Annotated in this window: 12 protein-coding genes, 1 other RNA gene and 1 pseudogene; 5 read left to right on the top strand and 9 right to left on the bottom strand. The window is 70.6% G+C overall.

The annotated features are described in order from the left end of the window. Positions 1 to 77 precede the first annotated feature (77 nt). From K228_RS0103545 to K228_RS0103535, 3 genes are all read left to right on the top strand, one after another. On the top strand, positions 78 to 1874 hold the full coding sequence (locus K228_RS0103545) for an NAD+ synthase (RefSeq protein WP_025617169.1): 1797 nt from the start codon (positions 78 to 80) through the stop codon (positions 1872 to 1874). Between the two features lie 155 nt (positions 1875 to 2029). Next, the gene (panB, locus tag K228_RS0103540) at positions 2030 to 2875 is read left to right on the top strand and encodes a 3-methyl-2-oxobutanoate hydroxymethyltransferase (protein ID WP_025617168.1); all 846 of its coding nucleotides are present in this window, start codon (positions 2030 to 2032) and stop codon (positions 2873 to 2875) included. A 227-nt stretch (positions 2876 to 3102) separates the two neighbouring features. Next, a complete protein-coding gene (locus K228_RS0103535) occupies positions 3103 to 3591 on the top strand; it encodes a hypothetical protein (protein WP_025617167.1) in 489 nt (162 codons plus the stop codon). Between the two features lie 159 nt (positions 3592 to 3750). Here K228_RS0103535 and npdG read toward each other — a convergent pair whose 3' ends face one another. The 3 genes and pseudogenes from npdG to K228_RS0103520 all read right to left on the bottom strand — a co-directional run bounded on the left by npdG (position 3751) and on the right by K228_RS0103520 (position 5524). Next, a complete protein-coding gene (gene npdG, locus K228_RS0103530; RefSeq protein WP_025617166.1) occupies positions 3751 to 4449 on the bottom strand; it encodes an NADPH-dependent F420 reductase in 699 nt (232 codons plus the stop codon). A gap of 146 nt (positions 4450 to 4595) precedes the next feature. Next, positions 4596 to 5000 (bottom strand): annotated as a pseudogene (locus K228_RS0103525) (helix-turn-helix transcriptional regulator); the annotation flags it as partial. A 104-nt stretch (positions 5001 to 5104) separates the two neighbouring features. Then, positions 5105 to 5524, bottom strand: a complete 420-nt coding sequence (locus tag K228_RS0103520; RefSeq protein WP_025617164.1) for a VOC family protein — start codon at positions 5522 to 5524, stop codon at positions 5105 to 5107. 95 nt (positions 5525 to 5619) lie between these two features. Here K228_RS0103520 and K228_RS0103515 point away from each other — a divergent pair, with 95 nt between their 5' ends. Then, positions 5620 to 6408, top strand: a complete 789-nt coding sequence (locus K228_RS0103515; protein WP_025617163.1) for a TetR/AcrR family transcriptional regulator — start codon at positions 5620 to 5622, stop codon at positions 6406 to 6408. 42 nt (positions 6409 to 6450) lie between these two features. Here K228_RS0103515 and K228_RS0103510 read toward each other — a convergent pair whose 3' ends face one another. From K228_RS0103510 to rnpB, 3 genes are all read right to left on the bottom strand, one after another. Then, on the bottom strand, positions 6451 to 7056 hold the full coding sequence (locus tag K228_RS0103510) for a class I SAM-dependent methyltransferase (protein WP_025617162.1): 606 nt from the start codon (positions 7054 to 7056) through the stop codon (positions 6451 to 6453). Positions 7057 to 7082: 26 nt separating this feature from the next. After that, positions 7083 to 7868 (bottom strand): site-specific integrase, encoded by a 786-nt coding sequence (locus K228_RS0103505; protein WP_245603414.1) that lies wholly within the window; start codon positions 7866 to 7868, stop codon positions 7083 to 7085. A 342-nt stretch (positions 7869 to 8210) separates the two neighbouring features. After that, positions 8211 to 8625, bottom strand: an RNA gene (rnpB, locus tag K228_RS26370) — RNase P RNA component class A. 124 nt (positions 8626 to 8749) lie between these two features. On the opposite strand from rnpB, the gene K228_RS0103500 reads away from it, so the two are divergent. Then, a complete protein-coding gene (locus K228_RS0103500) occupies positions 8750 to 9511 on the top strand; it encodes a sulfite exporter TauE/SafE family protein (RefSeq protein WP_025617160.1) in 762 nt (253 codons plus the stop codon). Positions 9512 to 9564: 53 nt separating this feature from the next. On the opposite strand, the gene K228_RS0103495 is transcribed toward K228_RS0103500, so the two are convergent. Genes K228_RS0103495 through K228_RS0103485 form a run of 3 tightly spaced genes read right to left on the bottom strand, consistent with a single transcriptional unit; the run spans position 9565 to position 12372 of the window. Beyond that, positions 9565 to 10770 carry a bifunctional RNase H/acid phosphatase gene (locus K228_RS0103495; RefSeq protein WP_025617159.1) on the bottom strand — a complete coding sequence of 402 codons (1206 nt, stop codon included), beginning with the start codon at positions 10768 to 10770 and terminating at the stop codon, positions 9565 to 9567. A gap of 2 nt (positions 10771 to 10772) precedes the next feature. Beyond that, on the bottom strand, positions 10773 to 11510 hold the full coding sequence (locus K228_RS0103490) for a zinc ribbon domain-containing protein (RefSeq protein ID WP_025617158.1): 738 nt from the start codon (positions 11508 to 11510) through the stop codon (positions 10773 to 10775). Next, positions 11500 to 12372 (bottom strand): Nif3-like dinuclear metal center hexameric protein, encoded by an 873-nt coding sequence (locus K228_RS0103485; RefSeq protein ID WP_033776478.1) that lies wholly within the window; start codon positions 12370 to 12372, stop codon positions 11500 to 11502. Before K228_RS0103485 ends, K228_RS0103490 begins: the two co-directional genes overlap by 11 nt. Positions 12373 to 12408 lie beyond the last annotated feature (36 nt).

The following is a 12408-nucleotide window of genomic DNA, read 5'->3' as shown; positions in this document are numbered from 1 at the left end:
CCCTCTCCCAGCACGCGCCATACCCGTCTCCCAGCACGCGCCACACCCGGCTCGGACCGCTGCGGCAAGATAGGGACATGACCACCCTGCGTCTCGCACTCTGCCAGGTCAACCCGATTGTCGGTGACCTCGTCGGCAACGCCACGATCATTCGGGAATGGGCCCGACGCGCCACCGACGCCGGCGCCCAACTGGTCGCCTTCCCGGAGCTGACCCTGACCGGCTACCCGGTCGAGGACCTGGTCTTCCGCCGCTCCTTCATGGAAGCGTCAAAGGCGGCGCTGGACCGACTCGCAGCCGACCTCGCCGCCGATGGGTTGGGCGACCTGCCGGTGGTGGTCGGCTACCTGGACGCGGACGGCCCACCACAGGTCAACGGCGACGCCGAGCCGGGGCACGGGGCGCGGAACGCGGCAGCCCTGCTGCACGGCGGGAAGACCGTGGCCACCTACTTCAAACACCACCTGCCGAACTACGGCGTCTTCGACGAGGACCGCTACTTCGTGCCGGGCGAGACGCTGTCCGTGGTACGGGTCGGCGGAGTGGATGTCACGCTGACCATCTGTGAGGACCTGTGGCAGGTCGGGGGCCCGTTCGCCGCCGCCCGGCAGGCCGGCGTCGGCCTCGTGATCAACATCAACGGCTCGCCGTACGAGCTGAAGAAGGACGACGTCCGGCTACCGCTGGTCCGCCGCCGCGCCGCCGAGGCCAGGGCCACCATCGCGTACGTCAACATGGTCGGCGGCCAGGACGAGCTGGTGTACGAAGGCGACTCCATGATTGTGACGGCGGAGGGGGAACTGCTCGCCCGGGCGCCGCAGTTCGTCGAGCACCTGCTGGTGCACGACGTGGAACTCCCTGCCGCCGCCGACGGTCCGCCCGCCGACATCGAACTGGCCGACGGGATGCGGGTGCTCCACCGCTGCATCGAATCGCTGCCGGCCGCCCCCACCGACAGCTCGGCGGCCGGGGAACTCCTCGACCCGGCGGCCGACGAGGCGGAGGTGTGGCAGGCGCTCGTGCTGGGCCTGCGTGACTACGTCGACAAGAACCGCTTTCCCTCAGTGGTGCTCGGCCTCTCCGGCGGCATCGACTCATCGGTCGTGGCGGCACTGGCCGTTGACGCGCTCGGCGCGGACCGGGTGGTCGGGGTGTCGCTGCCGAGCCAGCACTCCTCCGAGCACTCCCGGGAAGACGCGGCGGAGCTGGCCAAGCGCACCGGACTGGACTACCGGGTCGAGCCGATCCAGCCGATCGTCGACACGTTCCTGGCCAACCTTTCCCTCTCCGGCCTCTCGGTGGAGAACCTCCAAGCCCGGGTCCGTGGGGTGATCCTGATGGCCCTGTCGAACCAGGAGGGCCACCTGGTGCTGACCACCGGCAACAAGAGCGAACTCGCGGTCGGCTACTCCACCCTGTACGGCGACTCGGTCGGCGGCTTCAACCCGGTCAAGGACGTCTGGAAGACCCTGATCTGGCATCTCGCCCGGTGGCGAAACGCCGAGGCGGTCCACCGCGGCGAGACCCCACCGATCCCGGAGAGCTCGATCAACAAGCCCCCGTCGGCCGAGCTGAGCCCCGGCCAGCTGGACTCCGACACGCTGCCGGAGTACGACCTGCTCGACCCGATCCTCATCGGCTACATCGACGGCGACCTGGGCCGGGATGGGCTGATCGAGGCTGGCCACGACCCGGCGCTCGTGGACCAGGTGCTGCGGATGGTGGACACCGCCGAGTACAAGCGGCGCCAGTCCGCTCCCGGCACCAAAATTTCGATGAAGGCCTTCGGGCGGGACCGCCGCCTGCCAATCACCAACCGCTGGCGCGAGGACGGCCGAGCGGCCGGAGTCGCCGAGCGCCTCGGGAGCGAATGAGTGGCTCGGAGCGGGGTGACACCTCCTGGTCGGGGCGGGGTGACAGACCCGGGGAGTGACATCCTGCACTGCCCCCTGCCGCGACCCGCCGTGTGGTGCGACGATCGCGGCAGAGCCCGGGGACCGCGTACGCGGCCTCGAGGAAGGAGAGAACCATGCTGGAATCCAGCCCAGCCGAGGTGACCGCCCTCTACGGCGGACCGGCGACCCGACGGGTCCGCGTCCGTGACCTACTCGCCGCGAAGGAGCGTGGCGAGCGGTGGGCGATGCTCACCTCGTACGACCAGTACACGGCGGGGATCTTCGACGCCGCCGGCATCCCGGTGCTGCTGGTCGGTGACTCGGCCGCGAACAACGTCTACGGCTACGACACGACGCTACCGGTGACCCCCGAGGAGCTGCTGCCCCTGGTCCGGGCCGTGGTCCGGGCCACCCGGCAGACGCTGGTCGTCGGCGATCTGCCATTCGGCTCCTATGAGGAGGGTCCGACCGCGGCCCTGCGCACCGCCGTACGCTTCATGAAGGAAGGCGGCTGCCACGCGGTCAAACTGGAGGGTGGCCGGCACTGTGCGGAGCAGATCGCCGCGATCGTCCGAGCCGGCATCCCGGTGATGGCGCACATCGGCTTCACACCACAACGGGAACACACCCTCGGCGGCTACCGGGTCCAGGGCCGAGGCGACACCGCCGAGGAGGTGCTCGCCGACGCCCACGCGGTCGCCGAGGCGGGGGCCTTCGCGGTGGTGCTGGAGATGGTCCCCGGTGACGTGGCGAAACAGGTAACCGCCGAGCTGACCATCCCGACCGTGGGCATCGGCGCCGGCCCGGACACCGACGCCCAGGTGCTGGTCTGGCAGGACATGGCGGGCCTCCGTACCGGCCGGATGCCCCGCTTCGTGAAGCGCTACGCCAACCTCGCCGACACCCTGGGCGAGGCGACCCGGCGCTTCGCCGACGAGGTCCGCGACGGCGGGTTCCCCACCGCCGAGCACACCTTCTGACCGAGGTTTGACGGTGGCCCGGTCCACCCCGGGCCACCGCCGACCAGCCACTCGGTCGCCGCCACCGGCAGCGCCGACAGCGAGGTCACCGCCGCCATGCACGCCCACCACCACCCGCAACCCCGGCGGACCATCCACACGCGATCCTGGCGGCCAAGGAGCTGGAAGGGGAAGCCCACACCCCTGGCCGACCTCCACTGGCGACCAACCGAGTAAGATTCCTTTTCGTGCTTAAGAAGACACTCTTCCGAGCTCTGCTGGTCCCTGCCGCCGTCCTTGCGCTCACCGCCTGCGGCGGCGAGGAGGAAGCGGAGCCAACCGCGTCCGCGCCATCGACCACCGACCCCACGACGGCCTCATCCTCGGCGCCACCTGCGGCCGCTGCCGCCGAGGGCGACAAGGAGCTCTGCGAAGCGGCCAACAAGGTTGGTATGGAGCTCCAGCAAAACCTGCTCGACGCCTTGTCGGCGGGCCAGGAGCCGACGCCGGAGATGTTCCAGGAAGTCTTCACCGGGTTGGCGACGGAGTTCGCCACCATCGCGGCCACCGGAGCCGACGACAGTGCGGTCGTCGCCGCGCTGACGGCGTACAGCGAGGAGGCCGGCAAGGCGGCTGCCGCCGCGGACCCGGAGGCCGCCGACAACCCCGCCTTCGACAAGGCCACCGACACCTTCATCGAGGCCTGCCAGGCGGTCGGTGTTCCCGTCGATTTCTGAGCCGACGGCAGCCGGGGCTAACCGACGAACGCGCCGGCTAGCTATGGCGCGGCAGGATACTGATGCGGCCCGCTGGAAGCCCAGCGGGCCGCATCACGTTTCGCCCACCTCCGAACGCCACCCCGGTGGAGGGCGGATGTGTCCGGACCCGCACCACCGTCAGAGGTCGGTGACGCGGATGCCGGCGTGGGCCTTGTACCGCTTGTTGATGGCGATCAGGTTCGCCGTGAAAGCCTCGATCTGGTGGGCGTTTCGCAGGCGACCGGCGTAGATGCCACGCATGCCGGGGATCCGGGCGGCGAGGGCACCGACGATGCCGGCCAGTTCCCGCTCCTCGGTGCAGATCAGCACGTCCAGCTCGATCCGCTCGATCTGCGGATCCGCCAGCAATGGGGCACTGACGTGGTTGAACGCCGCGCACACCCGGGACTTCGGCAGCAGCGCGGCGGCCTGCTGGACGGCGCTACCCTCCGCCACGGTGAGGGCATACGGGCCCTGCTTGTCGAAGCCGAGCGGGTTGACGCAGTCGACCACGATCTTGCCAGCCAGAGGCTCGGCGAGTGCGCCGACGATGCTGGCGTGGCCGTCCCACGGCACCGCGATGACCACCACATCGCTGCGCCGGGCGACCTCCTCGTTGGCGGCCCCGGTGACGCTCGCGCCGGCGAGCACCCCGGGCAGGGCGGCGATCTCGGCAGCGGACTGGGCAGCGCGTTCGGCCGAGCGGGAACCGATCAGCACGGTCTGGCCAGCACGGGCAAACCGGTAGGCGAGACCACGCCCCTGGTCGCCCGTGCCGCCGACGATACCGACAGTTAGCCCGGACACATCGGGTAGGTTGCTCGCGTCGTAAGCCATGCGAACATCCTCGCAAACCACCGATGCACGAGCAGCAGTCGATGCTGTGACAATCCCCGCTGGGGTCAGGCCCGCTCCACCGGAATCCACAGTTCGGACTCCGCGGTCGCGCCGTCCGCCGCGACACTGGTACGGGAGATCTCCGGACCATCCTTGTCCATGATTCGGTAGTCCATACTGCCACTCCCATCGACGGTGAGACGGAAGGAGATCCGGGGCTGGGCGCGCAGAATCGTCCCCGTACGGCGGGCCTCGCCTGGGCTGACGCCGTGCACGGCCTGAAACGCCCGGCCAAACGACTCGGTGGAGCCGTAGCCGTACCGCACCGCGATGTCGAGCAGCGACTGCTCCCCCGACAGCACCTCCGCCGCAGCGACGGTCAGTCGCCGACGGCGGACGTACTCGGACAGACCGACCCCTGCCAGCGCGGAGAACAGCCGCCGCAGGTGGTACTCCGACGTCGCGGCGATCCGGGCCAGCTCGGCTACGTCGACCGGCTGGTCGAGTTGCTGCTCGAGGTGGGCCATGACATCGTTGAGCCGCTTCAGCACCTGGCCCTCCTTCCCTTGCGCCCACGACGCTAGGGCCACGCGGGCAGCACCAACCCGACAAGCTATGCCAGATTCGATCAGGTCATCCCGGACTGCTGCGGTGGCTACCGGTCGGCGTCACCACGCGGTGCGGGACCAAGCTCCGCCGCACCGTTCCAGTCGACGAGCTGGACGATGACACCGTTCGGATCGCGGACCTGGAAGGCGCGCTCGCCCCACTCCTCGGTGGTCAGCGGCATGGTGATCTTGACGCCCTCGGCCTGCAGCCGCGCCAGCTCGCCCTCAAGATCATCAACCACGAACGCCAGGATCACACCGCGGGCATGATCGTCACGCTGGTCATCGGGGAGGGTGGCGAGCCCATGCCGCAGGAAGACAACGTGGACACCGGCGTCGTCGCGGGTCAGCGAGGCAAACCCGTCCGCGGCCATCTCCTGACGAAACCCGAAGTGCTCGGTCAGGAAGGCGGCAGCGGCGGGGACATCCTCGACATTGAGTGATACGGCAGTGGAGGTGACCTTCATGGAAGAGCCCTTCTCGCGATGATCCGAAATACCTCGTACGTCGTACGTCGTACGCTGTACATTGTACAGCGTACGGAGAAATTGCGGAGATGACTATGCGTTCACCTGACGTAACCAGCGCCGGCGACCCCGCGCGTACGCTCGCCCTGCTCTGGCGGGAGCCATCGACGGCAGCGCGCCGAGGCCCGCAACGCGGCCTCAACCTGGACGCCGTGATCGAAGCGGCGACCGCCGTCACCGACACTGAGGGGCTGACTGGTCTAACCATGCGTCGCGTCGCCCAGGAGCTGCGGGTCTCCCCCATGACCCTCTACACATACGTGCCCGGCAAGGCGGAGCTACTTGACGTGATGCTCGACGCCGCGTACGGCCGGATGTCACGCACCGACACCACCGGACAACCCTGGCGAGTACGGCTGGCTGCCGTGGCCGAGGAGAACCGGACGCTCTTCGCGACCCATCCGTGGACCGCCACGGTCTCGACGTTGCGGCCCCCGCTCGGACCGGGCGCGATCGCCAAGTACGAACACGAGCTGACCGCGCTGGACGGCTTGAGCCTCGACGACGTCGAGATGGACGACTGCCTGACCCTCCTGCTGAGCTTCGTCCAGACCAACGCCAGAGTCACCGCCGATGCCCGGGCCACTGCCCAGCTCACCACCATGACCGACGAACAGTGGTGGGCGGCCGCCGGGCCGCTGCTGGCTCGGGTCCTCGACCCCGCGGCCTACCCGCTGGCCACCCGGGTCGGCAGCGCCGCCGGCACGGCTCACGGCAGCGCCCACGACCCCGCCCACGCCTACGAGTTTGGCCTCCACCGCCTCCTGGACGGGCTCGCCACCCTCATCGAACGCGCAACACCCGCGGCATCAGGGAACTCCTGATGCCGCTCCAGGATGATCAACTACTGGTGACATCCCGAATGTTCACTCGGCGGGGCGCCGGAGCAGAGTGACGGCGAAGTCACTCTCCTCCCGCCACGGGCGCAGATCCCAGGTGGCGAAACGGTGCTCCCGGCGTAGCCCGGCAGCAGCCGAATCCTCGTCGAAGGCCGACAGCGGGTAGCCCCGGTCAGTGCCGAAACCAACCGCCACGATGCCGTCGGGGCGCAGGTGGGCCGCGACCCGGCGGAGCACGTCGGCTTCGGTGCCCGCAGCGACGAAGGTCATCACATTGCCGGCGACCACAGCGGCGTCGAAAGGCTCCGGCTCGTCGGCGGCGGCCAGATCGAGCTCCGCCAGGTCGGCCACGAGCCAGCGCGGACCGGGATAGGTGGCCCCCGCCGCCTCGATCAACATGGGATCGGCGTCAACACCCACGACGGTGTGACCCCGCAAGGCCAGCGCGGCCGCGACCCGACCAGTGCCGCAGCCGGCGTCGAGGACTCGGGAACCCGGCGCTACCAGGGCGTCGATCAGCCGGGCCTCACCGGCGAGGTCTGCTCCCTCCGCCGCCAACCGACGGAAACGGTCGATGTACCACTGGGAGTGCTCTGGGCCGGTGTCGGTCACCCATCGGGTCGGCTTTGCCATGACGACAACCGTATCCCCTGGGTCCTTCACTCAATCCGGCACCGGTCACCGCCGAACCGGCCCCAACCAGCGGCTTCCCGTAACAAGCCGGTCATCCCGGTGAAGCGGGTCGGCGTAATGCCGGCCGCCACGACAGCGGGACGCCAGCTCTTGTTGTCGAAGGTGCGCCGGTTGATCGCTCCGCGCCGGGTGGTGGTGAACAGCAGCGGTATCCGGCGGTCCCGGTCGCTCTTGGGCAGCCCGAAGACCAGCCGGGACCGGACGAGCTTGACCTGACGGCAGACGTGCACCCAACCCGCGTCAAAGTCGATGTCATCGACCCCGAGGCCAAGGATCTCCCCCCCTGCCGCAGACCCGCAGCCGGCACCGAGGTCGACCATGGGGCGGTACCGCTGGGCGAGGCCACCGCGGATTGCCGAAATCTGGGCGTACCGCCACGGCACCACCCGACGCTGCACCGGTCGCGGCGGCTTGACCGACTTTGCCGAACACGGATTCTTGGTGATCCGCTCGTCGTCGACGGCCGCGCCGAGGATGGTCCGCAGGTGGGCGAAGACCACGGCCCGGGTCGCCGGAGCCAGCTTGCCGACATGTCCGCGTCCCATGCCCGGATGTGGCCTGGCTTGATCTCGGCCAGCTTCTGCGAGCCGAAGAAACGGCAGCGGATACTTGCGTACCCGAAACTCCGCGCTCTCCCGGGTCGACTTGTCGAACGAGCGCGTCCGCAGCCATGTCTCGGCGTACTCGGCGAAGGTCATCCGACCGGTGACCGGGTCGACGTAGGAGCCACGTAGCTTGTCCGACTCGGTCAAGGCACCGTGCTCCGCGCGGTGCGGGGCGGTGAGCCACCGACAGCCGCCGGGACCCCGCACCCACCAGACCCAGGAACCGGCCCCTTAGCAAGACCGTGATGGAAGCCGGGGGCCCAGCCTGGTCGAGTGGGCGGGGCTTCCGGCTGCCGCGCCAGTCCGACCCCAGGACTGGCTTGCCACCAGCTCACCGGGTCGCGGCACCAGCTCCACCGCCAGGACGCGCCCGCACCTTCCCCCGCAGCTGTCGGCCCTACTTCGGGACCACCGGCGCAAGAACAAACATCGACGCCTGGGTATAGAACCAGCTCAGAGCCTTGATCAGGTCTCTGGGCTGGTGGGCGACGGACGAGTCGACCTGTACGCCGGATTCTGTGCGCGACGCGAACCCGAGGGCACGCGCCGGCGGCGGTCATCCATCTCGGCCTGCCGTCACCGACAGGCTCCAGCGGCCTACCCGCAGACATCGGGCGGGCCGCCCTCGATCGCCTGCGCGGGTCGTCGTCTCAGCAGATGACGCCCTTCTTGGCCTTGCTCCGGGTGGGGTTTACCGAGCCACCCCGGTCACCCGGGGTGCTGGTGGGCTCTTACCCCACCGTTTCACCCTTACCGTCCCCGTCCGGAGACGGCGGTCTGTTTTCTGTGGCACTGTCCCGCGGGTCACCCCGGGTTGCCGTTAGCAACCACCCTGCCCTGTGGAGTCCGGACGTTCCTCGACGGCAGGTGGGAAACCCGCCGACGCGACCGCCCGGTCGACTCGTCCGTCGCGCACTCATCCTAACGACGCTGTCGCCGTACCCATTTCCGCCCCAACCACCACACCTACGCCCTGCATCGGGTGCCGCGGGTGGGCGGGTCCCCGGGGCGTACTAGCGTGCCTGACCATGCATATCGCCGACGCCGCGCTGCTCGTCCCCGCCGGCCTCGCCGCCGGCATGCTCAACGCGGTAGCCGGTGGGGGTTCGCTGATCACCTTTCCGGCGATGATCGCCGTCGGGTTGCCGCCGGTGTCGGCGAACGTGAGCAACTCGGTGTCGGCCTTCCCCGGGTACGCGGCGAGCGTCGTGGGCAGTCGTGCGGAGCTGCCGCGTGGTCGGGAGCTGTTGGCTCTGCTACCCACCACCGTCCTCGGTACCGTCGCCGGCACCGTGCTCCTGTTGGCCACGCCGTCCCGGGCGTTCGAGCTGGTCGTACCGTTTCTGGTACTCGGGGCGACGGCGGTGCTGGCCTTCCAGGGGCCGCTGCGCCGGTTCGTCGGGCACCCCCGCGACCGGTCGACGCGCCACCGTAGCGTCTCGTTGCAGGCCATGGTCGCGCTCGCCGCGGTGTACGGCGGCTACTTCGGCGCGGCGCTGGGGGTGATGGTGGTGGCGGGCCTGGCGCTGATGCTGGACGCGTCGCTGGTCCGGGTCAGCGCCATCAAGAACCTGCTCTCGGCGGTGGTCGGGCTCACCACGCTGGTGGTGTTCGCGCTCTTCGGGCCGGTGAACTGGGCGGCGGTTGCCGTGGTCGCACCGGCAACGCTGGTCGGTGGGTACGCGGGTGCGCGGCTGCTCCCCCGGCTGCCGCCGGTGGTACTCAGAACGGTGATTGTGGTCTTCGGGACGGTCATCGGCCTGTACCTGCTCTGGCGGACCAGAGGCTGAACGGACCAGCCGCTGAATGGGCCAGCGGCTGAGCGGGCCAGCGGCTGGGGTGATCAGCTGGGCGGGAGGTGAGCGGTGTCGTTGACGGAGCGGACGGCCACTCCGCCGTCGGGCCACAGGTCCACCACGGAGATGCCGGCCGCATCGAGGAACAGCCGATGCAGCAACGTGTCTCCGCCCCCGAGGGCGTCCCGCAGGATCAGCTTGATCGGGGAGACGTGCGAGACCACCACGACGGTCTCCCCCGGGTACGCCGTCCGCAACTCGTCAACCGCCCGACGGCTGCGCGTGGCGACGTCGGCGAATGACTCTCCGCCGGGCGGGGCGATCGTCGTGGAGGCGAGCCAGGCGTCCATCTCTCCGGCCCAGCGCTCCCGCACCTCCGCGAAGGTGCGGCCGTCCCAGACCCCGAAGTCACATTCGACGAGGTCGTCGCTGTCCCGGACCGGCCTCCCCCCGAGCGCCGCGGCGACGGCCTCGGCGGTGTCCCGACACCGGCTCAGTGGGGAGCTGACCACGGCCGCGGCCGACGGGGCCAGCGCGGCCACCCGGTTGGCGGTGGCTTCGGCCTGGGCCCGACCACGCTCGGAGAGAGGCAGGTCCACCCGACCGGAGTAGCGGCGCTGTTCGGTGTACTCGGTCGCCCCGTGCCGGACGAGAACCAGCCGCGTTGCGGTGAAGCTGGGCCGCGGTTCCCAGGAGGCGGGGGCGGTGGCCGGGTCGGTCCCGCTGGTACGGGCAGTGGCGGCGCGGGCGGCGGCCTCGCGGGCCGCCGCCCGGGCGGGTGAGTCGGGGGCGGCCACCGGTCGTGGTTCCTCGACTGCTCGGTTCGCTGGCCGGGCTGGTGCTTCGGCGGCGTCCATGGCGGCGTTGGCCAGGGCGTCGGCGTGCCGGTTGCGGTTTCGCGGAATCCAGGTGAACCGGACGGCGTCGAATTGGCCGACCAGCCCGGCTGCCTGCGCGGCGAGCGGCCGCAGGCCGCGGTTTTTGATCTGCCATCGGCCGCACATCTGCTCGACCACGAGCTTGGAGTCCAACCGGGCTTCCACCTCGGCGGCCCCCAGCTCGGCGGCGGCCTCCAAGCCGGCGATCAGGCCGCGGTACTCGGCGACGTTGTTGGTGGCGGTGCCGATCGCCGCTGAGCGTTCGGCGAGCACCTCGCCGGTGCCGGGGTCGCGGAGCACCGCGCCGTATCCGGCCGGACCGGGGTTACCCCGAGATCCACCGTCGGCCTCGACGACGACCACCCGCGGCGCCACGACTACAGCCCGGACTCGTTGGTACGGATCATGATCCGGCGGCACTCCTCACAGCGCACCACCTCGTCCGGATCCGCCGCGCGAATTCGGGCCCGGTCCGCGCCGGAGAGCTCCAGCCGGCACCCGCCGCACCGACCGGCGGTGAGCAGGGCCGCGCCGAGTCCGCTCTCCTCCCGGATCCGGTCGTAGAGCGCGACCAGGTCACCGGGAAGGTCGGCGGCGAGGGGCTGGCGGGCGCCGCGCTTGAACTCCTCCTCCTTGGTGATCTCGCTCAGGCTGTCATCGCGGCGCTGCTCGACGGCGGCCCGCTTCTCCCGCGCCTCGGTGATCCGCTTCTCGATCCCGGTCAGGACGCCCTGCGCGGTCTCCCGCTGCTCCATCAGCTCCAGCTCGGCGTCCTCGAGGTCGCCCTGGCGGCGGTTGAGGGAGGCCAACTCGTGCTGGAGCGCCTCCAGCTCCCGGGCCGGGCCGACGCCGGCGGCGAGGCGGTCCTCGTCCTTGCGCTTGCGGGCTCGCACCTGGTCAACGTCCTGTTCCAGCCGGTCGATGTCCCGGTCCAGGTCATCGATGGCCACCTGGGCACGGGCGCGCTCGTCCTCCAGCGCGGACAGCTCCCGGGCGAGGGCGTCCAGCTCGGCCCGCTCTGGCAGCGTCCGGCGACGGTGCGCGAGTTGGGCGAGGGTGGTGTCGATCCCGGCCAGGTCGAGCAGGCGGCGCTGGACTAACGGTTCAGCCTTCACAGTCGGGCTCCTTGTCGTCCGCCGCGGGCGGGGCGGCGTGTACGGTCCACGGGTCAGTCTCCAGGTCGGACACCAGCGTCTCGACGCCCGTCGTCTCCCGCAGGACGGCGGCCAGGTCGTCCAGCCACGGGCGTTCGGTCGCCCAGTGTGCGGCATCGAGCAGCGCCGGACCGCCGGTGGCCAGGTGTTCGCTGGTGGGGTGGTGCCGCAGGTCGGCGGTGAGGTACGCGTCCACCCCGGCGGCGGTCGCCGCGGCGAGGAAGCTGTCGCCCGATCCGCCGCTGACGGCGAGCGTACGCACCGTGCGTCGCGGGTCACCGGCGGCGCGTACGCCCCAGGCAGTGGCCGGGAGCACGGCGGCGGCGTGCCGGGTCAGCTCGGCGAGGGTCATCGGCTCGGGTAGCTCACCGATGCGGCCGATCCCCCGGCCGGCGCCGTGCGCGGGTGCGCCGACTGCGGGGGGCGCCAGCGGCCGTAGCCCGGTCAGCCCGAATCGGGCGGCCAATGCGTCGGAAACGCCCGGTTCGGCGACGTCCGCGTTCGTGTGCGCCACATACAGCGCGACATCGGCCTTGATCAGCTGGTGGACGATCCGCCCCTTATAGGTGGTCGGGGCGACCGACGACACCCCCCGCAGGAGCAGCGGATGATGCGCCACGATCAGATCGGCCCGGGCCTCGGTTGCCTCGGCGACCGTCTCCGGCACCACGTCCACCACGCAGAGCACCCGGCGGACCAGCGCGTTCGGGTCGCCGAGGACCAGACCGACGCGGTCCCACTCCTGCGCCCACGTCGGTGGGTAGCGTCGCTCCAACTCGGCCACCACGTCGGCGACGGTCGGCGGGAATTCGGGTGTCCTCACGGCGGGCCAGCTTACCGGCGCGGGTGGGGACAGAAC

Origin of the sequence: Salinispora cortesiana (assembly GCF_000484695.1) — a bacterium.
Lineage (GTDB): Bacteria > Actinomycetota > Actinomycetes > Mycobacteriales > Micromonosporaceae > Micromonospora > Micromonospora cortesiana.
Note: the sequence above shows the minus strand (reverse complement) of the source record. Positions and strands in the feature narration are given on the sequence as shown.

Bases quoted from the DNA above. Each gene is read 5' to 3' on its own strand.
- K228_RS0103545 (WP_025617169.1), top strand. From the start codon at position 78: ATGACCACCCTGCGTCTCGCACTCTGCCAGGTCAACCCGATTGTCGGT.
- panB (WP_025617168.1), top strand. From the start codon at position 2,030: ATGCTGGAATCCAGCCCAGCCGAGGTGACCGCCCTCTACGGCGGACCG.
- npdG (WP_025617166.1), bottom strand. From the start codon at position 4,449: ATGGCTTACGACGCGAGCAACCTACCCGATGTGTCCGGGCTAACTGTC.
- K228_RS0103520 (WP_025617164.1), bottom strand. From the start codon at position 5,524: ATGAAGGTCACCTCCACTGCCGTATCACTCAATGTCGAGGATGTCCCC.
- K228_RS0103515 (WP_025617163.1), top strand. From the start codon at position 5,620: ATGCGTTCACCTGACGTAACCAGCGCCGGCGACCCCGCGCGTACGCTC.
- K228_RS0103510 (WP_025617162.1), bottom strand. From the start codon at position 7,056: ATGGCAAAGCCGACCCGATGGGTGACCGACACCGGCCCAGAGCACTCC.
- K228_RS0103500 (WP_025617160.1), top strand. From the start codon at position 8,750: ATGCATATCGCCGACGCCGCGCTGCTCGTCCCCGCCGGCCTCGCCGCC.